Genomic DNA, 21,199 nt, shown 5'->3' on the forward strand with positions numbered 1-21,199 from the left:
CAATTTTTTTTTGCAAAAGGTTCCCCCATGTTAAAACAAACCTTGCTCTATACTGGTAAAGCGAAATCCGTTTATGAAACAGATAGCGCAGATCATCTAATTCTAGTTTTCCGTGACGATGCTTCAGCATTTAACGGTGAAAAAATAGAGCAACTAGATCGTAAAGGTAAGGTGAATAACCGTTTTAACGCCTTTATCATGGAAAAATTGGCTGCGGCTGGTATCGAAACTCACTTTGAGAAACTACTTTCTCCAACTGAAGTTTTAGTGAAAAAATTACAAATGATTCCTGTAGAGTGCGTAATGCGTAACTATGCAGCAGGTTCATTATGCCGTCGTTTAGGTGTTGAAGAAGGTTTAGAACTTACTCCACCTACTTTTGAATTATTCTTCAAAGATGACGCTTTAGGCGATCCAATGGTGAACGAATCTCAAGCGATTGCTTTAGGTTGGGCGAATGCTGAACAATTGGCTCAAATGAAAGAACTTACCCAAAAAGTAAATGTCGTACTTAAAGACTTGTTTGCTCAAGGCAACATGCTTCTTGTTGACTTTAAACTTGAATTTGGTGTGTTCCATGACCGTATCGTGCTTGGTGATGAGTTCTCTCCAGATGGTTGCCGTTTATGGGACAAAGATACTAAGAAAAAACTCGACAAAGACCGTTTCCGTCAAGGTTTAGGCGGTGTAGTTGAAGCTTATGAAGAAGTTGCTGCACGTATTGGTGTGGATCTTTCAGACATCTAATTTTTAGAGTTTGATTCTTCACAAAAACCGAGTTAGAAATAGCTCGGTTTTTTATTGCTGATTTTACAGAACCTGATGTTTTTCCAATAAAAAATCATATAAATTCATACTATTCTTTTTAAAACGATGAGCAAAAAGCGGAACCAATTCCACAGGATTGATTTTTGGAAAACTCACTTCTTCAAAGTCCTCATCAAAAGCATCGGCATATTGCAAAATAAAAATTATTTCATCGCCTTGCTGATTTTGTAGTTTTCCTTCTTTTCTTAAATCTTGTAATACTTGAATGATCGTATTTTGGTAATGTTGTCGAAGCTCAATATACTGCTCTTCCGTGTATTCCTCACCTAATTGTTCATATAAGCCATATATTTGCTGATGTACCCTATTATTCGGAGTAGTTCCAACACTCCATTCCGAAATAAACCAAATAAGCTCTTGATCAAATTGGCTGAATTCTTCTAAGGTCATTCCAACAGTAAAATATCCACATGGATCTTCCACGAATCCTAATCCAACTATTTGCAAATATTGACCTAAAGTTTTTTGCCTTAATTCTTCACAAGCTTCTTGAATATCTTGATAAATCGTTAAATACAAATTAGTTTTCTCATTCATTTTCATTATTCCTATTTTTATTGATTAAAATAAATACTTTACTGTCTGCATTTAGAATTTGTGTATTATTTCTTAAAGTTGCGACTTGTGAAGTATCCCAATGCGCATGCCCACAACACAATAAATTTTCGGCATATTTTTCCAAAATCTTCGTTAGTTGCAGTTCACCCAAAAAGCCATATTCTTCAAAATGGGGGGATAGGTGTGTGAGTATAATATCAGGTTGTTGTTTTAAAAGTTTTTCAACAGCACTTAAATAAAACGGCTCTTCGAGTCTGAAGTTTTTATCTGTACGTCCAATAATGCCGCTCAAACCAGCAACTTTTATCCCATTCAGTTTCAATAGATCATTTTCTAAAAAATGTACATTCTCCATCAACTTAAGCTCTATTAAATCATCAGCAAAATCATCATGATTACCTGCAATGCCGATCACCTGATCAAAATATTTCGCAAAAGCCTGCCACACTTGGATTGGATTACCGCTACTACCTCTTTTTTCTAAATTTGCATAAAGATCACCACATAAAAAAGCCCATGATTTATTTAAGCTGAGTTGTGGGATATACATTTCATAAATCAGTGGCAAACTTTCAGCTAAAACTTCACCAAGTAATAGATTAGATATATGTTCAAATCTGCATACACCTTGCAAGTCTGAAGTCACCACAATTGAATCTATATTTTTTGCAAGGCCTTCAATTTCCCCCAGATAAATCGGTAATTGAAATTTTTGTGCAGTTAAAGCACCATGCGGTATGGTTAAATATTCTATATATTCAATAGGATGATGATTAATATTAAGGATTTTTAATGGTGTAGCCATTTTCATCTATACCGTCTATTTTTATTCAACCACCACTTTGATGGGTGCTGATACTAAGTGATAGAAATTTTGTGCATCTAATTGTGCTTTATAATTCACCAATACATAAGCTACACCTTTTTGGGTGAATTTTACTATTCCATTTTCCAAATGATGTGTCGGTGAACCTGCCAAAACAATAAAGTTTTGCGCTTTTGCAGTCAGCATTTTTTTATCTTGTTGTTGCAACTGAACATCTAGATTCAATGCTTGTCCACGGACAACTTTCACTATTTTAGGCGCTTGAATATCAACAATATAATGTGAATATTGTTGTATAAAATTGGTGGTTACACCATTCAAGCCTGCGACATAAAACTGTTTAAAGGCTGCATCATTCAGATTCCAAGGCCAATATGTTACGCCTCGTTGCTGTGTTGCTTGCACCACCGCCAATAACTCTTTTTGATAAGGTGGATGATAAGATGCACTATATTTTTGCACATTATTTAAAACAGTTTTCACATGATTTGCTGTGCTTTGCTGAGCTGAAAAAACACCCGTCAAGACTCCTATAGATACATCAGGTATTTCACGATGTACACGCTGTAACTGTTCCCGATTAAACGAAGTAATGACTACCTGATCAGCGACGTTATAACGTGCGATCTCTTGCTTTAATGCGGGAATAATTAAGGGATTACGACTCTTAATTTCGATCATTAGCACAAAATTTTTATTATTTTTAAATGCTGTAAAATACTCAGCCAAAGTTGGAATATGACGATTTTTAGTTTTTGTACGCAATTGCTGAATTTGAGCAAGTGTCATTTCTTCTATCTTGCCTGTTGTATGTGTAGTTCGATCAACGGTTGCATCGTGCATCACCACAATATGATGATCTTTGCTCAGATAAATATCATTTTCAACAATATCTGCACCTAAATTCACCGCACGTACAGCACTTTCTAATGTATTTTCATCCTCCAAACTCGGCACACCACGATGTCCAATGATCAAAGGTTGGCGTAATAAAGTTTGTGCAGGCAATCGCTTGAGTATTTGATTAAAAACAGAATAATTTGAACTTATAATAACATTTACACCTGAAGCCAATACAGAAGCAGCCTCTGGTTCAGTTTTTGCAGTACTGTTGATCCAAACACTCATTAAACGTTGTTGAATGTATTGTACTGATTTTTTAACCGCTAAATGCTCTGGCAAAATCACGATTTTGGCATGCACCTGATTACTGAGTTGTACGATTCGATTTAAATCAGCGGAAGTATGAGCAAGCTTAGTGTTCTGACTAAAATCCAAAGCCGTTCGAACTGTAGGTAACACATCATGTGTTGCTTTCAAAATATCCGATGATGAAGATACAATAATTAAATCAGAAATATCATGTGAAATAGACCATTTTTTAAGTGCATTTAACGTTGTAATATCTGAAATTTCTAAAATGGCTAAGGTTTTACGTTGCGGATCTAACCAATAATTGGCAAAAGAAATCTGTACTTGACCTGAAGCATTCAACAAATTGAGCTGGCGATCTAATTTAAAATATAATTGTCCTGTTTGTATTTTTAGATCATTTGCATTTGCTGAAATTTTGGGGATGATTGCTGTGGTTGTAAATGGTTGATGATTGGGTGGCGTTACCACACTCTGAATCGGAGAGCTCGTGATCATCTCTGGTACGGTTAATTGCACAGATTTGATTTTCATTTGCACACCTGCCGCAGAAAACCCCAATTCACCTAAATTTTGTCTATTTATTTCAGCATGTTGCATCAAAACATCATTTAAATAATGTTTCACTTGCTGCCCTGCAACCCATAACGTTGCTTTATAGATTTTATTGGCTTGAATCTCTTCAGAAAATGCTGCTTTAGCTTGTACATGCCATTGACCGTTGGCTAGTTTTTCACCAAGTTCAGTACCATTTTTCGCCTGTGCTTGTTGGCGTAAAGTGAATTGGGAATAATGTTGCGGAATCACACCTTGCCCCAGAGCAGTATCATAAATGATTGCCCCCCAACGGTTCGGATTAGTTGCATCTTGTAAAGAAAATTCAACATCTAGGCAATAGTGGCTCAAGTTTGCAAATTCAGTAGGCAAAATAATAGACGTTGGCTCAAAGCTTTGTTTACGCCCATCAATCCATAAAAAACCATCTTTTAAATAAATGTTACCTGCATTATTTCCTGGAATTTTCCAGCCTTTAGGTAGTTGCTGAAGTTTTGAAAAATCAATTTGATAGCGTATTTTTTCTAATTGTTCAGGACGTTTTTGCTCTGTTTCTAATGGTTGAACAAGCGTACTTTGCGCCATACTTTGATGAGAAAAAACACCCAAAAACAATAAGACAGAAAATATATAAACACGCATAGGTCAGATGATGCCAGTCAAAAGATTCACCGATTTAAGCGAATATTTTAATCTAGCATTCCACATAAAAATTTAGCTGCTATTTTAAACTGATCTATGCCTAAACACAGTATTTTAAATACCAATCTGCATTTAAAAATTACTGCTGTTGTTGTTCTTGCTGCCATCGACGTTGTTGCAAACGCTCGCCCTCAACTTCACGTTTATTGCGTGCAGATTCATATAATTTTGTGCCTTTGAGTTCAGGCGGTAAATATTCTTGTAGTACAAAATGTTCAGGATAATTGTGCGGATAAAGATAATCCACACCATAGCCTTGCTCTTTCATCAGCTTGGTTGGCGCATTCCTTAAATGGAGCGGAACAGGTAAATTTGAGGTTTTTTCAGCAAGCTCTAAAGCTTTATTGATCGCTAAATAAGTACTATTACTCTTAGCACTCGTCGCCAAATAGACAGCGCATTGTCCTAAAATAATCCGACATTCAGGCATTCCTACCGCTTGTACCGAACGGAAACATTCTCCTGCAAGTAACAGCGCATTGGGGTTAGAATTGCCGATATCTTCTGAAGCAGCAATCAGCATACGGCGGGCAATAAAGACTGGATCTTCACCACCTTTTAACATTCGTGCCATCCAATATAACGTTGCATCGGGATCACTGCCTCGAATCGACTTGATAAATGCTGAAACAAGGTCGTAATGTTGCTCACCTGATTTGTCATAACGAGCGATATTTTGTTGTGCAACTTTGACCACAACAGCATTGGTCACTCTATTTTCAACATCAGGCTCAAAAGTACTTGCCACTAAATCTATTAAATTTAAAGCCTTACGTGCATCACCTGCGGCAAACTGAACCAAAGCATCATATTCTTCTACTTGAATATAACGGTCTTTTAAAAATTGATCTTGCTGAATCGCATTTTCAATTAAGCTTTGAATGGCTTCATTACTCAATGCATTTAGACTATAAACCTGACAACGTGACAGTAATGCACTATTCACCTCAAAGGATGGATTTTCAGTGGTTGCACCAATTAAAGTAATTTTACCTTTTTCAACTGCATTGAGTAATGCATCTTGCTGTGACTTATTAAAACGATGAATTTCATCAATAAAAACCACTGGCGTCAGTAAATCACCACTTTCTGCAATCACTTCACGTAACTCTTTTACCCCAGTATTCAGCGCAGACAAACTGACAAAAGGACGGTCTACCGCTTGCGCCAATAACAATGCAATCGTAGTTTTTCCTACACCTGGTGGACCCCAAAAGATAATTGATGGTAAATGCCCTTGATCAATCATCTGACGTAAAGGTGCTTGCTCCCCAAGTAAATGATCTTGCCCAATAATTTCAGACAAATCACGAGGACGAAGGCGTTCAGGTAAAGGAATATGGGTGTCTGACATAGTTATTTTTGCGAAATAAAAGCTGCTCATAGTCTACTATGGATTGGGCAATTGTCGATAAAATTCCCATTGAACAATAAAAAATACTGCGCTGTGATTCTAAATGAATTTGATTTTGGAAATGCCATGAAATATTCATTTAAATCCTTGATCTTAGCTGAAAATATAAAACCAAAACCAATCTATATCGTCACGATGAATCACGTATTTTTAAAATAGGCGGTTCGATAAAACATCCATCAAAGATGCTTGAAATACCTCACCATGACTTAAATTTGGATAAAGTACTAACTTGGTTTGGGCTTTTTTGGCAGCTAATATCTGAATGACTTGACGATTATTTTCAATCAACTCAACATTAAAATTTTGACTCTGCTTTTGTCCTTGTTCACTTGAAATATCACCCTCCATAATCACTAATTTTTTATTTTCAACCCTATGACTTGGTGCATTGTTCAAGCTTTTGAATACTCGTTGCTCAGCCCAAGATAGAGATGGACTCGCTGCAAAATAATGACTAAATGCATTACTATGTATAAAACTATCTAAGACAAATAAGCCACCATAAGAATGTCCCCATAGTGCTGTACGTTGAGGATCTAATTGAATTTGTTGACTCACCCAAGGTTTGATTTGTTCTAAAATCAATTCACGAAATTGAACACTACCACCTGTCAAACGCTCAGGCTGACGTGGATCAGGTTGTATTTTCCCTGTCTCATCGGCAGGAGTATAGTCCAATGATCGGGATTTGGTTTCAAAAGGTAGATTCGTGTCATAGCCTATTGCCACCAAGATTGGTGCAGAATTCTGTGATAAATCCTTTAAAATTTCATCATTTAAACGTGCCATCACCGAGTTACCATCTAACATAAAAATAGCAGCTTGCGGATGTAAAATAGACTGTTTAGGGATCCCTAACCATACTTTGTATGTTCTTTTTTGGTCAATGGACTGAAATTTTTGAATTTTAAATTGATAATATGCTGAGCCTTGATCGGCAATATTTTCACCCAAAGGCTGTAAATTTGGCTGTGCATGCAATGAAATATTTGCAGTAAAAATCACAGTAAATAGCATAAAAATGCTGTATACATTTTTCGTATATTGCGATTTTGCCATTAGAAAAACTCAACTCTAATTAATATATATCGCAATTATACTTGAGAATGATTATCAATATCTATCTTACCCAACGCACAATATATTCATCAATCTCCTCTTCATTCACCTCAGTTTCAGAAATACAACGCCCTGCTGCTGATTTTCGTGCTTGAATAATATTCTGCCTTGAACCTGTATTTAAATGATGCCACGTTGGTAATTTTTTACCCTCTTTTAAACGCTGATATGCGCAACTCGAAGGCAACCAATAGATATGTTCTAATTTTTCAGGCGTAAGTTGAATACAATCAGGAACATGCTGCATACGATTTGGATAATCTGAACATTGTGCCGTTTGACAATCGAGTAATTTACATGCCACTTTGGTATACGCCACTTCATTGGTTTCATCATCTTCTAATTTCACCAAACAGCACAATCCACAACCATCGCACAAGGCTTCCCACTCTGCTGGATTGAGTTCTGTCAGGGAATATTTTTTCCAAAATTCAGGGCGTAATTGAGCAGGCATAGTCCAAATTTAAGCTGTGATTTTCACTTAAATGATAGCATTTTTAGCTGAAATTTATTTTACATTTTCAAATTACAAATCATTTACTTAAATTCATAAAACTTTATACCCCTACAACAAAATTCAGCTACATCAAAGTCATTCAGATTTCTATACTCATAAATGAACAATATAAAAACATGGAGAGAATTATTATGTTTCGATGGGCTATCATCTTTGCAGTAATTGCATTACTCGCAAGTCTCTTAGGTTTTGGTGGTGTTGCAGGTATGTCTAAAGATTTCGCCATTATTCTACTTGTTGTTGCTGCTATCCTCGCCATTATCGGTTTTATCTCACGTGGACGTGTTTAGATTTTCACCTGATTTTTCTTGAAAAAAAGAAGGAATTTTCCTTCTTTTTTATCTATCCTGTTAATTATTTTTATAAAAAATCATCGTCGTTATTCTCATTAATTTATCATTTTTTCTTCAGAACATCATAATATTACGTTATTTTTCAAACAATATCCCCACTAAAAAACCACTTCATTCAACATAATAATTTCTCACATTTCTCTGCAAATTATTGTGTATAAAGTCATTTTAAAATCAAAAAACTATGCTTTAATCAAAGTATTCTGAAAATTATACAAGGATTTATAGCATGGCAGTGGCGATTACAACACGTGAAATTTCTTATCAAGCCAAAGACGGCACAACGCTGATTGGTTATTTTGCAAGTCCTGTTTCTGATACACCAGTGGCAGGTGTGATCGTTGCTCCTGAGTGGTGGGGGCGAACTGAATATACTGAACAACGTGCCCGTGAACTTGCTGAGCATGGTTATGCAGCTTTAGCAATTGATATGTATGGCGATAAAAAAGTCACGACCCATGTACCACAAGCCAGTGAGTGGATGACGCAAACATTTCAAAATGAAAATACCATTGTGGATCGTGCATCGGCAGGTTTAGCAACGCTCGCTGCACAAACCGAAGTAGATGCATCACGTTTGGCTGCAATCGGTTTTTGTTATGGTGGAAAAGTCGTACTTGATTTGGCACGTACAGGGGCAGAACTAAAAGCAGTTGCAACATTCCATGCTGCCAATGTCGCACCACGCAAAGAAGGTGATGCTCAAAATATTCAAGCTGAATTATTAGTTTTACATGGTGAATTAGACAGTATGTTGTCATTGGATGCTATCGCTGCATTTAAGCAAGAAATGCATGCAGCTCAAGTCACCCATGAAGTGATTGTATTTGAAGGTGCCAAACATGGTTTTAGTAATACTTTGGCAGATGAACGGGCTAAAGCCAACAATGTGGATCTAGGTTATAACGCTGAAGCTGAGCGACAAAGTTTGGCTGCAATGTATGAACTACTACAGCGTAAACTTGGATAAAATTCACGTAATATTAAACATTAAAAAAACGATATGACTTCGAGAGGATATTGAAATGACTGAATTAAACTGCCCATATTGCAATTTTGACGAATACGATATTATTGCCAAAAATGAGTTTGGTGCAATTTTACCTGAGCCAAATCCGCTATCGAAAGGTCATTCTGTCATTATTCCTTTACGTCATGTTGAATCATTTTTTGATGTAACGGAAAAAGAACGTAAGAGTTTATCAACACTCTTAGAATTGGCACGCAATGAACTAAAACTTCGTCATCAGCCTGAAGGTTTTCACATTGCTTTTAATGATGGTAATGTCTTTGGTGAAGAACAAGCTGCTCATTTTCATATTCACATTATTCCACGTTATAAAGATCAAGTATTGGTGCTTGATCAACGTTGGGGCGTGACTGCTGAGAAATAGTTTTTCTTTAAAATTACTGTGAATTTAATATCAATTTATAGTAAATCATTAAAAGGCGCTTCGGCGTCTTTTTTAATTTCAATATTCTCTCACATGCGTGATCACAAGTTTCGTTATACTAGTGCCCTCTTTTTAGTTTGAAGTCAGCATGTCGCAATTTTCATTTTCAGATGCACTCCTTACGTGGTTCGATCAACATGGTCGTCATGATCTGCCGTGGCAAGTGGCGGATGATCCGTACAAAGTTTGGGTTTCTGAAATCATGTTGCAACAGACACAAGTAAAAACTGTATTGCAATATTTTGATCGCTTTATAGAACGCTTTCCGACCGTGGATGACTTAGGCAAAGCCTCATGGGATGAAGTTGCACCCTATTGGGCAGGCTTGGGCTATTACGCACGGGCACGTAATCTACATAAAGCTGCGGGTGTGGTCAGCCAACAAGGACATTTCCCTGAAAACCTAGAACAATGGATGGAACTTTCGGGGATTGGACGCTCTACAGGTGGCGCACTGATGTCACTCGGTTTACGTCAATACGGCGTAATTATGGATGGCAATGTAAAGCGAGTTTTGGCACGGTTTTTTGCCATTGAAGATGATCTCAGCAAACCAATTCATGAACGGGAAATGTGGCAACGTGCAGAAGACTTATGCCCGACTGAACGTAATCATGACTATACCCAAGCGATTATGGACTTAGGTGCGACCATTTGCACACCGAAAAAACCACTGTGTCTATACTGCCCGATGCAGCAGCATTGCCAAGCACATGCGCAAGGTTTAGAAACAGAACTGCCCTATAAGAAGCCGAAAAAAGCTGTCCCTGTAAAAACAGCAAAAGTTCTGTTAATCGAATCTGAGGGACAATGGCTGTGGCAACAACGTCCTCACTCAGGTCTATGGGGTGGTTTATGGAGTCTGCCGATTATTGAAAATGACATTGAATTTGATCAGCTTTGTCAGCGTTTAAAATTAGTTTCCAAAACTGAAGTTGTGCAAATTTCGCATAGCTTTACCCATTTCACTTGGATTTTAAATGCGCATATTTTCCATGTTGAGAATGATCAAAAAGAGTATCTCTTGGCTGAACTTGGCGGTGAATGGCTTTCGCCACAAAAAGCTACACAAATGGGCATTCCTACAGCCATGAAAAAATTGATCTCAGCAAGCAATCTATGACATAGTCAGACACGGGTTTTCGGCTTAAATTTTCAATTTTAATATGTTCATTTTGCAACTCACCCATTTTAAAAATTGAAGAATTACAAATAAGGATTTCTCGTGTCTCGTTACTTTCGATATTGTTTGCTTACCTGTTTTATAGCTGTACTCAGTGCCTGTACCACCGCACCGAAAAAGCCATCTCAACCCACACCATTGCCACAAAATGACATTTTAAAATTAAAGGCAATGTCGATGCCTAAGCACTTGCCGATCCCTGTAGAAGGTGTCAAAGCCAAAAATCTGACCGATACTTGGGGTGCATCCCGCAGTTCAGGACGCACGCATGAAGGTATTGATATCATGGCTCCACGTGGAACAAAGGTTTATAGTACCACTGAAGGAATTATTGCAAGTTTAAAAGGCAATAACTTGGGCGGTACTGTGATTTGGCTGATCGGTCCAAGCGGCGCATATCACTACTATGCACATTTAAATGACCATCGACGTGGTTTAAAAGAAGGCGACTATGTCAAACGTGGCGAGTTAATTGGCTACGTTGGCAATACAGGAAATGCACGACACACTGCCCCTCACTTGCACTATGGATTATACTTAAATGGTAAAGGACGTGGCGCAGTCAATCCTTACCCGTATTTACGTTAATATGTTGTAAAGTTTTTAGTTGAAAATAGACTTAGGAAAATTTCATGTCAGAAGCGTTGATTGAACGTTTGGTTAAATTTGCAGAATCAGGCAATCAGCAAAAAATTGTCTTAAATGGACTAAGCCATCAAGGTTGGATCATGGAAATTACCGAGGAAGCCTTACTGATCAGTACAGGTTTTGCTGATAAAGCAGGCAAAGATATTTGGGTAAAATTCACAGATTTACCACAGGCAGAACTGTCATATTGGGATAATAAAAATGACCAATGGACGAGCTTTAGCTTATAGCATACACTTTCAATTTATCTCTTTGATTCAAATAAAATACAGTAGCAGGAGCAACAACGATGACAATTAAACGCTGTGGTTGGTGCTCCGATGACCCACTTTATATCAACTACCATGATCATGAGTGGGGCAAAGTCAATCGAGATGAACAGCATCTTTTTGAAATGCTCTGCCTCGAAGGACAGCAAGCAGGACTATCATGGATTACTGTGTTAAAAAAACGTGAATCTTATCGAGAACATTTCTTCCAACACTCCATCGAACACATTGCCAATCTGACCGATCAACATCTCGAATATAAATTACAAGATGCGGGAATCATTCGTCATATTGGTAAACTCAAAGCCATTCGTGACAATGCAATTGCATGGCAAAACATGAAAGCACAAGGTGTCGACATGGTGCAATGGTTGTGGGATTTTGTAGAACAACAACCGCAAATCAATGATGTGCCTGATTATAAACAAGCCCCTGCACAGACTGAAATCAGCCAAAAAATGTCAAAAAGCTTAAAGAAAAATGGTTTTAAATTTGTAGGACCGACCACCATGTATGCCTTTATGCAGGCAGTTGGTATGGTCAATGATCACGAAAATGATTGTATATCACGCTAATTTTCAACATTAAGCAGATAGTTTTCAAAGTTAAAAATACTGTTTTCAACATTAAAAAAATAGGAAGGATTCAAATGACAGACAATACCATTCACGCTTATGCAGCCTTGGAAGCAGGTGCGGCACTTGTACCCTATGACTTTGATGCAGGTGAGTTACAAGCGCATCAAGTCGAAGTGAAAGTTGAATATTGCGGGCTGTGCCATTCTGATGTTTCAGTGATTAATAATGAATGGCGCAATGCAGTTTATCCTGTGGTGGCAGGTCATGAAATTATTGGAACAATCACCCAACTTGGTTCTGAAGCCAAAGGCTTAAAAGTCGGTCAACGTGTCGGAATTGGTTGGACTGCGGAAAGCTGTCAACACTGTGACCCGTGTGTCAGTGGTCAACAAGTGCTATGTACAGGTGACAAAACAGCGACGATTGTCGGTCATGCAGGCGGATTTGCAGATAAAGTTCGCGCAGGTTGGCAATGGATTATTCCACTTCCTGAAGACTTAGACCCTGAAAGTGCGGGTCCGCTGCTTTGTGGTGGGATTACCGTTTTTGACCCGATTTTAAAACATCAAATCCAAGCGATTCACCATGTTGGTGTGATTGGCATTGGTGGTTTAGGACACATGGCAATCAAACTACTCAAAGCATGGGGCTGTGAAATTACTGCATTTACCTCAAGTTTGGACAAGACTGAAGAACTCAAAGCGATGGGTGCAGATCATGTAGTGAATAGCCGTGACGCGGATGCACTAAAAAGCCAACGTGGTAAATTTGATTTATTGCTGTGCACGGTCAATGTCAGTTTGGATTGGAAATCTTATCTGAATACCCTTGCTCCAAATGGCACGATTCACATGCTTGGTATGGTACTTGAGCCAATGCCAATTCCTGCGGGTACGCTGATCAGTGGTGCAAAATCGGTGACAGGCTCTCCGACAGGTTCACCTTTTGCTTTACGTCAATTGTTGCAATTCGCAGCACGTAAAAACATTGCCCCACAGATTGAATTGTATCCAATGTCACAAATTAATGAGGCTTTGGAGCGACTGCATTCAGGTCAGGCACGTTATCGGATTGTATTGAAAGCGGATTTTTAAATGCCTTCTCACCACTTCTTTAAAAGGCTTAGAAATCTAAGAAATATTAGAATTTCAATTAAATTGAAGTGCATGTTCTCTAATTTAATATTTCAAAGTTAGATGCTCACTTATTAAAGCGATATGAGAATCTTGTAAAACTCAATATGAATCCACTCTCTTCTTCTGCCTCTTTCCACTGTATAACAGTGAAAGAGGTAACATTAAAAACTGAACTCTCCTTTTATCATCGATAATTCACTTGGTATCGCTTTGAATTGAATGGGAAAAACTTGATCATTAATATTGTTGTCAAAATTTAGCTCTGTTAAAGAAATATCAGGTAAGTTTACATTTAAAGTAATTTTCCTATCGCCAATAAACAATTCAATTGCAAATACTTCATTTGAACTTACATCATAGACTATTAAACCTTCTAGTTGCGTACCATTTCCTATTGTAAATGCTGCATGAATCAGTAAGGTTTCGTGGTCTGTAAATATATCTGATGTTATTGGAACGACTACCAGTAAGTCTTCATTTTGATACAAATCTGAGTTCCAAGTCCACACCCCATGGTTCTGCAAATCCTTTAAGCTCAAATCCCCTGATCTAATTTCAATCATATTTCTCCAATTCCTTAAGAAGCTTTGCCTCGTTCCATTTTACGATGAAATGTCAAACAGGTTAATATCTCCATAGGTCAAGTAAACTACTAAACTTGATGTATACTTAAAAAAGCCATAATTCACCTAATGCTCAATATGTGCCTTACGATAATTTTTCTTGAGACTAAAAACCAAGAATATTCACATAAAGATAAAACTATGTCCTAAATTACGAACAGCAATATTAAGGTGATTAAGCCTCTTGAGCATAAAACACCTCATTTTTTATATAATTGAGCTTTTAAAATATCCCTCACCCAATCTGCCAACAACACAATCGCATCCTGAATCTCTTGCGATAACTCATGCCCTGCATTTAAACGAATACAATTGTTATAGCGCTTATCCTCACCAAAAATTAAGCCGGGGACGATATTAATGCTGTGCTGTTGCGCATAATAATACATGGCTAAACTGTCGATCTGTTTTGGCAATTGCAACCACAACGCATAACTGCCATGTGGCTGATTCAGTCGAATATCAACCCCATAAAAAGCCTGAGAAATAAACTGTCGATATTGCTCAACCTGCGCCATGAGTTTAGGACGCAATTCACTTAAATGTTGCCGATATGCCCGACTGAAAATCAAATCGGCAAGCCCTAACTGTAAGGGCATATTGACCGAGTCATTTTGCAAAATCAGCGTGGCATGTAAATGTTTCAAACGCTGAGGCAGACAAAACCACCCTACCCGATAAGATGGTGATAAAGACTTAGAAATCGAACTGCAATAAATCACATAACCTGCCCGATCCCAATATTTAATCGGTAAAGGACGTTTAGCATCAAAACTACATTCCGCATAAATATCATCTTCGATCACATAACATTGATATTTTTCAGCCAATTGAGCTATTTTTTCTTTCTCTTCATTGCTTAAACAAAAACCCAAAGGATTTTGAAAATTAGCCGTCAGTAAACATACTTTTGCCCCTGAGTTTTGCATCACCTGCTCAAGACGCTCGATATCAAAACCTTCAGTATTGGCAGGAATTTCAATGATTTTTCTTTTTAATAATGCCAACAATTGCAACTGACCATTATAATTAGGTGTTGGAACAATGATGCTATCTCCTTCATTACTAAAGCTTTGTATCATCACTGACAATGCAGGCATACAGCCATTGCTGATGTAAATATCATCCTTGTCGATATAAAAACCATCCTCTGCCCAATGCGCTGACAACGCTTCACGCAAACGTGGATGACCTTGTCGATTGTTATATAAAAAATCCTCAGGCTTACAATGCTTTAATGCACGTTGAATCGAACGTCGAAGTGCCTCAATCGGAATAAAATTCGGGGATAATTGAATTGATCCGAGATGAATCAGACGATTATTGGCAGAGGCTTCATGAATTTGAATTTGCAACTCTAAGTTAGAAACTTCACGGGATTTGGACTTAAAATCCGGATGATCAGGCAGTGCAATATTCGGTGTTTTTTGCTGTGTTTGGACAAAATAGCCTGACTTTTCTTTGACATAAATCAAGCCTTGCGCTTCAAGCAATTCATAACAACTTTTTGCCGTATTCAAGCTAATGTTTTGTAAAGTTGCAAATTGGCGCAATGAACTTAAACGCTGTCCTGTTGCCAATTCACCACTATAAATTTTCTGTGCTATCTGTTGCGCTAAAGCCTGATATTGAAAAGCCATATCTGTACCCAAATTTTAATATTTGTTGTATCTGTACCTATAAACTTAACAGATTTATGCTTCTTTCACAGCCAATTTTTATCACCAGATACATTTGAAAGGAGAAAATAATGAAAATAATCACCCTCATCGGTACAGCTTTGATTTTGAGTGCATGCCAACCACAGCAAGTCAACCAAGCTGCTCAGCAACAACATTTTATTTGTAAATCTTTGATCGAAGGCTTTTTAAAAACACAGCGTTTGGGTGAATATCAACTTGATCACTTACAACCGACTTTGCATCACACAGCGGCAAACAGAGCCTACAGCTATCGTGTGAGCAGTGATGTGAACATGCGTATTAACATGCCAATACAACAGAATTTAGACTTTGAATGTCAGCAAAATTCAGCACAACATTTTGAGATCAAACTACTGAATAAAGCGCAAGGAAACAGCCAAAGCTTGCTCAGTTTGGACTTACCTGCGCAAAAAACTATCGATACTTTGACAGCTTTTGCGCTAAAAACTCAATAAATAAACGGACACGTTTTGGCAAGTGCTCTTGCTGATAATACACCGCATGGATGCGCTGTTCATACAGCTCAATTTGATCTTCAAAGAGCGCGATCAAATGACCTTGTTTTAAATCTTTCGAAATTTCAAACTCAGATAATCGTGCGATTCCATGCCCACGTAAACACAATTGGCGCACCGTCTCTCCACTTGAAGCTTTAATTTTAGGTCTCACAACAAGCTTTTCACCCGTATTAACACGAATCGGCCATGTATTCAGATGACCGCCTTTACTAAAGCCAATTTGTGCATGCTTTAAAATGTCTAAAGGCTTTTCAGGATAACCTTTTCGTTCTAAATATTCAGGGCTTGCAACAATATATAAGCGACTTTTACATAATAATCTGGCATGTAAACTTGAATCATTCAATTCACCAAAACGAATTGCCACATCAGTTTTATGCTCTAATAAATCAATAATTTGCTCATTGGTATTTAACTCAATTTCAATATCTGGATAAAGCTGAACAAATTCAGACATCAATGGTGCAACCACGTGTAACACAAAAGGAGTGGCTGAATCCACTCGGATCAAACCCGATGTATCACTATCTGATTTGAGTAAAGCATCTTCTGCTTCATTCAGATCATGGAGAATTTTGCGGGCTTTTTCTAAAAATAACTGCCCTTCTTGGGTCAATTTTAACTTACGTGTAGTACGCTCTAATAAAGTCACATTGAGTTTAGATTCAAGGCGTTGTAAAGCTCGACTGACACCTGATGTAGTTTGTTGCAAATGCTCAGCAGCACCGACAATCGAACCACTATCGACAATGTGAATAAATGCCTGTAATTCTTCTAAGGTGGATTTCATTAGCTTCATCCTTATATGATATGCAAATTTCTAAGCTTTCTATCGTCTGTAAAAATTTATTGGACGTCCCTTCTCCCTTTGGGAGAAGGTTAGGATGAGGGAGGTTTTCAGTTAAAATTTTTCCCTATTGTAAAACCATATTCCTTCTACTTTGAAACGGAAAGCAACTTCTAAATAAATTAAAATCATTTATAAATTAGTACCATAAATCACAACCAATACAAGTTTAGGCTGTTCAAAAAAGTTTAATCAATATTGTAACACACCAATTATTATTGATTAATAGTCAACAATATTTTGCATATTCACCTATTTTTTAGCAACAATAAAAACTACAAAATAGCCGTATCTAAAAATGAAGCATATCCCATGAGTAAAATCGTCCCCCAATTTGGTGTTGGTACATTTCGCCTGACAGGACAAACTGTGATTGATTCTGTCAAAACAGCACTTGAGGTTGGCTATCGTGCGATTGATACCGCACAAATCTATGGCAATGAAGCCGAAGTCGGACAAGCCATTGCAGAAAGCTCTGTAAATCGAAATGACTTATTTATCACCACGAAAATTTGGACAGATAATTACACAGCCGACAAGCTTATTCCAAGTTTAAAAGACAGCTTACAAAAGCTCAGAATGGATGCAGTCAATCTCACTCTGATTCATTGGCCTGCACCGAGTTTAGGAATTTCTGTCGCAGAAATGATGCACAATCTGCTGGAAGCTAAACAACAAGGTTTAACTGAACATATCGGTATTTCAAATTTCAATATTGATTTAACTCAACAAGCCATTGATGCTGTGGGCATTGAAAATATTGCCACCAATCAAATTGAACTCAGCCCATATTTACAGAATCATCAATTGGTGAATTTTTTACAATCACAAAATATTGATGTGACTTCATATATGACTTTGGCGTATGGCAAAGTGTTAAACGACCCTATGTTGAATGAGATCGCCAAAAACCATCAGGCATCAACGGCACAAATTGCCTTAGCTTGGGCATTACAACGTGGTTTTTCTGTGATTCCATCATCAACCAAACGTGAAAATTTGATTGCGAATTTAAAAGCTCAAGACATTCAATTAAGCCTTGAAGAAATGCAGATGATTGAAGCCTTAGAGCGAAATGGTCGTGAAGTAAATCCTGAAAATCTAGCGCCTGCATGGGATTAAGAGAATCAATTCATGAAAATTAACTTTCCTCTCCTCGCCTTAGCCATCGGCGCATTTGCGATTGGTACTACAGAATTTTCACCAATGGGATTTTTGCCACAAATCGCTGAAAATCTGAATATTTCCATTCCCACCGCAGGCATGCTGATCACTGCATACGCTTTGGGTGTCATGATTGGTGCACCGATCATGACCTTATGGTTTGGACACTTTTCACGGCGTAAAGCACTGATGATTGCCATGAGTATTTTTACTGTTGGCAATATTTTAGCCGCGATTGCACCAAGCTATTGGGGTTTGATGGGCGCACGGATTCTCACCAGTTTAAATCATGGCGTATTCTTTGGTATCGGTTCAATTGTCGCGACCAGTGTCGTGCCGAAAGATAAACAAGCCAGTGCAGTTGCAATGATGTTTATGGGCTTAACCATTGCCAATATTGGTGGTGTACCGTTGGCAACATGGGTGGGACAAAACATCGGTTGGCGTATGGCATTTGCCGCAATTGCGGGATTAGGTGTCATCACCATGTTGGCATTGTGGAAAGCATTACCTGAGGGTGCAGTTGGACAACGTCCCAATGTCAAAGCTGAACTACAAGTGTTAACCCGTAAACCTGTCGTCCTTGCCTTGCTCACCACTGTCATGAGCGCAGGTGCGATGTTTACTCTGTATACCTATATCGCCCCAACACTGCAAAATATTACCCATGCCAGTCCAAGTTTTATCACCATGATGTTGGTTCTGATTGGGGTTGGTTTCTCGATCGGTAATCATTTCGGGGGCAAATTTGCAGACTTGTCTTTGACCAAAACACTTACAGGCTTCTTATTGTTGTTAATGACAACGATGTTGCTATTTCCGATTCTTGCACAAACCAAGATGGGTGCGGCATTGGCATTGGTTGTATGGGGTGCAGCAGCCTTTGCGGTTGTCCCTCCTTTGCAAATGCGCGTCATGGCTGTGGCACATGAAGCACCTGGCCTAGCATCTTCAGTGAATATCGGAGCATTTAACTTGGGCAATGCGGTTGGTGCTGCCGCAGGTGGTGCAGTCCTCAGTATGGGAATGAGCTATGCGGCTGTGTCCATTACAGGCGCTGTCCTCACAGCATTGGCATTGGTTTTGGTTTTGATCCAAATGAAAATGTCGAGACCAGCTATGACTGAAACTGTTTGCTAATGGACATAAAAATCCCACAATCCTTGCTATTGTGGGATTTTTTATTGCGCTTTTTAGGCTATGCCTTGTAATCCAAATTTTTTGATTTGTCTTAGAAATTCTGGCTTAGAACATTATTTTAAAACAGCAGGTAAAGCAGGCAATGCTTTATTTTTTGCCAATTCTGCTTTCATCTTTTGCAACATCTGATAAGGCTGTTGCTCAACCAACATATTGGTCACACTTTGTGGAATCGAACCTTCGGGATCAGCAAAGCCTGTGGTACTGACTTTAACTTTATTAGCCGAAACTTTTTGGAACGTCCAATCACCTTCATAATTTTTTAAACGGATAAAATTGGCATCAATTGCTTTGCCTTGTGTAATCGCTTTATTTTTAATGCTAATCACACCATTACTGTCTTTGGCAATTTTGCCTTTGATGACCATATCTCGATCTTTAAGTGGAAATGGAAAATCCAAAACCATATATAAAGTGAACTCACCTTTGGCATCATCACGACTCAGTACTTCGGCTTTTGCCACATTCGGTGCCCATTTTGGCGTGTTATTGACATCTAAAACCAATGCAACAGCACGTTCAATCGGTGCATCCAACGTAGTTTCCGCTTTATACGACATCACCGTATTTTTCGGATCTTTAAATGTCCATACTTTGATATTGTTTTTGTCGAGGCTAAGTTTTGCATCACTTGGCGCAGCAGCTTGTGCAGTCAGGCTCATGGCACTGACTACACCTGCAAGAAACATCACTGTTTTTTTCATTTTTTTATTCAAATTGCTGTCGTTGTTTTAAATCATAGCGGATTGTGTTTTAAGCTTGAATATCATTTAAGCCTAAAACATCCTTCATATCGTATTTTTTTGCATCTTTGCCCACAACCCAAGCTGCAGCACGCACTGCACCTGAAGCAAAGTTCATACGGCTGGTCGCTTTATGTGTCACTTCTACACGCTCACCTTCGCCAATAAACATTACCGTATGTTCACCCACGATGTCACCACCACGAATGGTTTCAAAACCAATGGTTTCACGTTCACGTGGACCTGTATGCCCTTCACGACCATAAACAGCCACTTTTTTCAAATCACGACCTAGCGTATCAGCAACTGCTTCACCCATCATCAATGCTGTACCTGATGGTGCATCTACTTTATGACGATGATGTGCTTCAATGATTTCAATATCCACCGTATCACCAAACACTTTTGCAGCCAGCTCAAGTAATTTGATCGAAACATTCACACCCACCGAATAATTTGCCGCATAAACCACAGGCGTTTGTGTCGCAGATTCATTTAAAACTTGTTTTTGCTCTTCTGAAAAACCAGTCGTACCAATGACCATCGCTACGCCCGCTTCACGACATAACTTTAAGTTATTTTCAGTTGCCGCAGGTGCAGTAAAATCAATCACCACATCCACATCTTTGAGCACTTCTTCTAAGCTACCAACAACCTTAATCCCCACTGCGCCAATCCCTGCAAGCTCACCTGCATCTGCACCAATCAGTGAACTTTCTGGGCGTTCAACGGCTGCTGCCAATTGATAACCTGCTTGTTGTACCGCTTGGATCAATGTACGACCCATACGACCGCCTGCACCCAAAATACCAATGCGTGGAGTTGCTGACATGTTGATCTTCCTAAATCTATGTTTAAAATTTTATCTACTATAGCAAAACTCTGCGTGGAGACTAAGTTGAGTTCTTAAAAATTCAGCAAAAAATATAGAATAAGACGACAAAATTAGTGACACATAATTTTTGAAAATAAAGCAATATTGTTCATATCACCGACTTGTAAATAGGAAAATGTTCTTTTATATTTTCATCGAAGTTTAAATTATAGACAAAATAATCACTTCACCATCACAATAAATAGGTTGGAATACAACATGGGTGGTGTAT

23 protein-coding genes are annotated in these 21,199 nt (G+C 38.2%); 12 read left to right on the plus strand and 11 right to left on the minus strand.

The genetic code is table 11. The features are described from left to right. Positions 1 to 27: 27 nt before the first annotated feature. Positions 28 to 747 (plus strand): phosphoribosylaminoimidazolesuccinocarboxamide synthase, encoded by a 720-nt coding sequence (purC, locus tag AVJ19_RS15040; protein WP_068975543.1) that lies wholly within the window; start codon positions 28 to 30, stop codon positions 745 to 747. A 63-nt stretch (positions 748 to 810) separates the two neighbouring features. On the opposite strand, the gene AVJ19_RS15045 is transcribed toward purC, so the two are convergent. From AVJ19_RS15045 to AVJ19_RS15070, 6 genes are all read right to left on the minus strand, one after another. Next, positions 811 to 1,365, minus strand: a complete 555-nt coding sequence (locus AVJ19_RS15045; RefSeq protein ID WP_111860476.1) for a DUF4303 domain-containing protein — start codon at positions 1,363 to 1,365, stop codon at positions 811 to 813. After that, the gene (locus AVJ19_RS15050; RefSeq protein ID WP_162626627.1) at positions 1,358 to 2,191 is read right to left on the minus strand and encodes a metallophosphoesterase family protein; all 834 of its coding nucleotides are present in this window, start codon (positions 2,189 to 2,191) and stop codon (positions 1,358 to 1,360) included. Before AVJ19_RS15050 ends, AVJ19_RS15045 begins: the two co-directional genes overlap by 8 nt. A gap of 21 nt (positions 2,192 to 2,212) precedes the next feature. Continuing rightward, positions 2,213 to 4,561 carry a glycerophosphodiester phosphodiesterase gene (locus tag AVJ19_RS15055; protein ID WP_111860478.1) on the minus strand — a complete coding sequence of 783 codons (2,349 nt, stop codon included), beginning with the start codon at positions 4,559 to 4,561 and terminating at the stop codon, positions 2,213 to 2,215. Positions 4,562 to 4,700: 139 nt separating this feature from the next. Beyond that, entirely contained in the window at positions 4,701 to 5,975 is a 1,275-nt protein-coding gene (locus tag AVJ19_RS15060) for a replication-associated recombination protein A (RefSeq protein ID WP_111860479.1), read from the minus strand. Between the two features lie 210 nt (positions 5,976 to 6,185). After that, positions 6,186 to 7,097: an alpha/beta hydrolase gene (locus AVJ19_RS15065; RefSeq protein WP_111860480.1), complete on the minus strand. Its 912-nt coding sequence runs from the start codon at positions 7,095 to 7,097 to the stop codon at positions 6,186 to 6,188. A 61-nt stretch (positions 7,098 to 7,158) separates the two neighbouring features. Then, positions 7,159 to 7,611, minus strand: coding sequence for a YcgN family cysteine cluster protein (locus AVJ19_RS15070; RefSeq protein ID WP_111860481.1), 453 nt, complete (start codon positions 7,609 to 7,611; stop codon positions 7,159 to 7,161). A gap of 194 nt (positions 7,612 to 7,805) precedes the next feature. Here AVJ19_RS15070 and AVJ19_RS15075 point away from each other — a divergent pair, with 194 nt between their 5' ends. The 8 genes from AVJ19_RS15075 (at position 7,806) to ahr (ending at position 13,253) form a co-directional block, all read left to right on the plus strand. Beyond that, complete coding sequence (locus AVJ19_RS15075; protein WP_111860482.1) at positions 7,806 to 7,964, plus strand: DUF1328 domain-containing protein; 159 nt, start codon at positions 7,806 to 7,808, stop codon at positions 7,962 to 7,964. A 292-nt stretch (positions 7,965 to 8,256) separates the two neighbouring features. Beyond that, entirely contained in the window at positions 8,257 to 8,997 is a 741-nt protein-coding gene (locus AVJ19_RS15080) for a dienelactone hydrolase family protein (protein ID WP_111860483.1), read from the plus strand. A gap of 55 nt (positions 8,998 to 9,052) precedes the next feature. After that, on the plus strand, positions 9,053 to 9,421 hold the full coding sequence (locus tag AVJ19_RS15085; RefSeq protein WP_111860484.1) for an HIT family protein: 369 nt from the start codon (positions 9,053 to 9,055) through the stop codon (positions 9,419 to 9,421). Between the two features lie 148 nt (positions 9,422 to 9,569). Continuing rightward, entirely contained in the window at positions 9,570 to 10,604 is a 1,035-nt protein-coding gene (mutY, locus tag AVJ19_RS15090; RefSeq protein WP_068973373.1) for an A/G-specific adenine glycosylase, read from the plus strand. Positions 10,605 to 10,706: 102 nt separating this feature from the next. Beyond that, positions 10,707 to 11,252 carry a M23 family metallopeptidase gene (locus AVJ19_RS15095; protein WP_111860485.1) on the plus strand — a complete coding sequence of 182 codons (546 nt, stop codon included), beginning with the start codon at positions 10,707 to 10,709 and terminating at the stop codon, positions 11,250 to 11,252. Positions 11,253 to 11,296: 44 nt separating this feature from the next. Further along, positions 11,297 to 11,542 carry a hypothetical protein gene (locus AVJ19_RS15100; RefSeq protein ID WP_068973371.1) on the plus strand — a complete coding sequence of 82 codons (246 nt, stop codon included), beginning with the start codon at positions 11,297 to 11,299 and terminating at the stop codon, positions 11,540 to 11,542. A 59-nt stretch (positions 11,543 to 11,601) separates the two neighbouring features. Continuing rightward, positions 11,602 to 12,156, plus strand: a complete 555-nt coding sequence (locus tag AVJ19_RS15105) for a DNA-3-methyladenine glycosylase I (protein WP_087553366.1) — start codon at positions 11,602 to 11,604, stop codon at positions 12,154 to 12,156. A 74-nt stretch (positions 12,157 to 12,230) separates the two neighbouring features. Beyond that, on the plus strand, positions 12,231 to 13,253 hold the full coding sequence (ahr, locus tag AVJ19_RS15110; RefSeq protein ID WP_068973369.1) for an NADPH-dependent aldehyde reductase Ahr: 1,023 nt from the start codon (positions 12,231 to 12,233) through the stop codon (positions 13,251 to 13,253). 203 nt (positions 13,254 to 13,456) lie between these two features. Here the strand turns inward: ahr and AVJ19_RS15115 are convergent, their stop codons facing one another. Together AVJ19_RS15115 and AVJ19_RS15120 are read right to left on the minus strand one after the other, a co-directional pair. Next, positions 13,457 to 13,858 (minus strand): hypothetical protein, encoded by a 402-nt coding sequence (locus tag AVJ19_RS15115; RefSeq protein ID WP_111860486.1) that lies wholly within the window; start codon positions 13,856 to 13,858, stop codon positions 13,457 to 13,459. 260 nt (positions 13,859 to 14,118) lie between these two features. Then, entirely contained in the window at positions 14,119 to 15,558 is a 1,440-nt protein-coding gene (locus AVJ19_RS15120; RefSeq protein ID WP_111860487.1) for a PLP-dependent aminotransferase family protein, read from the minus strand. A 110-nt stretch (positions 15,559 to 15,668) separates the two neighbouring features. Between AVJ19_RS15120 and AVJ19_RS15125 the strand changes: the two genes are divergently transcribed. Beyond that, positions 15,669 to 16,076 carry a hypothetical protein gene (locus tag AVJ19_RS15125; RefSeq protein WP_111860488.1) on the plus strand — a complete coding sequence of 136 codons (408 nt, stop codon included), beginning with the start codon at positions 15,669 to 15,671 and terminating at the stop codon, positions 16,074 to 16,076. Here AVJ19_RS15125 and AVJ19_RS15130 read toward each other — a convergent pair. Next, positions 16,036 to 16,929: a LysR family transcriptional regulator gene (locus tag AVJ19_RS15130; protein WP_087553364.1), complete on the minus strand. Its 894-nt coding sequence runs from the start codon at positions 16,927 to 16,929 to the stop codon at positions 16,036 to 16,038. The genes AVJ19_RS15125 and AVJ19_RS15130 overlap by 41 nt on opposite strands. 369 nt (positions 16,930 to 17,298) lie before the next feature. On the opposite strand from AVJ19_RS15130, the gene dkgB reads away from it, so the two are divergent. Next, a complete protein-coding gene (dkgB, locus tag AVJ19_RS15135; RefSeq protein ID WP_111860489.1) occupies positions 17,299 to 18,108 on the plus strand; it encodes a 2,5-didehydrogluconate reductase DkgB in 810 nt (269 codons plus the stop codon). A 12-nt stretch (positions 18,109 to 18,120) separates the two neighbouring features. Next, complete coding sequence (locus AVJ19_RS15140; RefSeq protein WP_111860490.1) at positions 18,121 to 19,290, plus strand: MFS transporter; 1,170 nt, start codon at positions 18,121 to 18,123, stop codon at positions 19,288 to 19,290. A gap of 113 nt (positions 19,291 to 19,403) precedes the next feature. Here AVJ19_RS15140 and AVJ19_RS15145 read toward each other — a convergent pair whose 3' ends face one another. Together AVJ19_RS15145 and dapB are read right to left on the minus strand one after the other, a co-directional pair. Then, complete coding sequence (locus AVJ19_RS15145) at positions 19,404 to 20,054, minus strand: START domain-containing protein (protein ID WP_111860491.1); 651 nt, start codon at positions 20,052 to 20,054, stop codon at positions 19,404 to 19,406. A gap of 49 nt (positions 20,055 to 20,103) precedes the next feature. After that, a complete protein-coding gene (dapB, locus tag AVJ19_RS15150; protein WP_068973362.1) occupies positions 20,104 to 20,925 on the minus strand; it encodes a 4-hydroxy-tetrahydrodipicolinate reductase in 822 nt (273 codons plus the stop codon). Between the last annotated feature and the right edge of the window lie 274 nt (positions 20,926 to 21,199).

The organism is Acinetobacter sp. CFCC 10889 (assembly GCF_003268395.1).
In the GTDB taxonomy this organism is placed as follows: Bacteria; Pseudomonadota; Gammaproteobacteria; order Pseudomonadales; family Moraxellaceae; genus Acinetobacter.

What these genes read in the sequence shown, in the direction of transcription:
- purC (WP_068975543.1), top strand. Translation starts at nt 28, where the DNA reads ATGTTAAAACAAACCTTGCTCTATACTGGTAAAGCGAAATCCGTTTAT.
- AVJ19_RS15045 (WP_111860476.1), bottom strand. Translation starts at nt 1,365, where the DNA reads ATGAATGAGAAAACTAATTTGTATTTAACGATTTATCAAGATATTCAA.
- AVJ19_RS15050 (WP_162626627.1), bottom strand. Translation starts at nt 2,191, where the DNA reads ATGGCTACACCATTAAAAATCCTTAATATTAATCATCATCCTATTGAA.
- AVJ19_RS15055 (WP_111860478.1), bottom strand. Translation starts at nt 4,561, where the DNA reads ATGCGTGTTTATATATTTTCTGTCTTATTGTTTTTGGGTGTTTTTTCT.
- AVJ19_RS15060 (WP_111860479.1), bottom strand. Translation starts at nt 5,975, where the DNA reads ATGTCAGACACCCATATTCCTTTACCTGAACGCCTTCGTCCTCGTGAT.
- AVJ19_RS15065 (WP_111860480.1), bottom strand. Translation starts at nt 7,097, where the DNA reads ATGGCAAAATCGCAATATACGAAAAATGTATACAGCATTTTTATGCTA.
- AVJ19_RS15070 (WP_111860481.1), bottom strand. Translation starts at nt 7,611, where the DNA reads ATGCCTGCTCAATTACGCCCTGAATTTTGGAAAAAATATTCCCTGACA.
- AVJ19_RS15075 (WP_111860482.1), top strand. Translation starts at nt 7,806, where the DNA reads ATGTTTCGATGGGCTATCATCTTTGCAGTAATTGCATTACTCGCAAGT.
- AVJ19_RS15080 (WP_111860483.1), top strand. Translation starts at nt 8,257, where the DNA reads ATGGCAGTGGCGATTACAACACGTGAAATTTCTTATCAAGCCAAAGAC.
- AVJ19_RS15085 (WP_111860484.1), top strand. Translation starts at nt 9,053, where the DNA reads ATGACTGAATTAAACTGCCCATATTGCAATTTTGACGAATACGATATT.
- mutY (WP_068973373.1), top strand. Translation starts at nt 9,570, where the DNA reads ATGTCGCAATTTTCATTTTCAGATGCACTCCTTACGTGGTTCGATCAA.
- AVJ19_RS15100 (WP_068973371.1), top strand. Translation starts at nt 11,297, where the DNA reads ATGTCAGAAGCGTTGATTGAACGTTTGGTTAAATTTGCAGAATCAGGC.
- AVJ19_RS15105 (WP_087553366.1), top strand. Translation starts at nt 11,602, where the DNA reads ATGACAATTAAACGCTGTGGTTGGTGCTCCGATGACCCACTTTATATC.
- ahr (WP_068973369.1), top strand. Translation starts at nt 12,231, where the DNA reads ATGACAGACAATACCATTCACGCTTATGCAGCCTTGGAAGCAGGTGCG.
- AVJ19_RS15115 (WP_111860486.1), bottom strand. Translation starts at nt 13,858, where the DNA reads ATGATTGAAATTAGATCAGGGGATTTGAGCTTAAAGGATTTGCAGAAC.
- AVJ19_RS15120 (WP_111860487.1), bottom strand. Translation starts at nt 15,558, where the DNA reads ATGGCTTTTCAATATCAGGCTTTAGCGCAACAGATAGCACAGAAAATT.
- AVJ19_RS15125 (WP_111860488.1), top strand. Translation starts at nt 15,669, where the DNA reads ATGAAAATAATCACCCTCATCGGTACAGCTTTGATTTTGAGTGCATGC.
- AVJ19_RS15130 (WP_087553364.1), bottom strand. Translation starts at nt 16,929, where the DNA reads ATGAAATCCACCTTAGAAGAATTACAGGCATTTATTCACATTGTCGAT.
- dkgB (WP_111860489.1), top strand. Translation starts at nt 17,299, where the DNA reads ATGAGTAAAATCGTCCCCCAATTTGGTGTTGGTACATTTCGCCTGACA.
- AVJ19_RS15140 (WP_111860490.1), top strand. Translation starts at nt 18,121, where the DNA reads ATGAAAATTAACTTTCCTCTCCTCGCCTTAGCCATCGGCGCATTTGCG.
- AVJ19_RS15145 (WP_111860491.1), bottom strand. Translation starts at nt 20,054, where the DNA reads ATGAAAAAAACAGTGATGTTTCTTGCAGGTGTAGTCAGTGCCATGAGC.
- dapB (WP_068973362.1), bottom strand. Translation starts at nt 20,925, where the DNA reads ATGTCAGCAACTCCACGCATTGGTATTTTGGGTGCAGGCGGTCGTATG.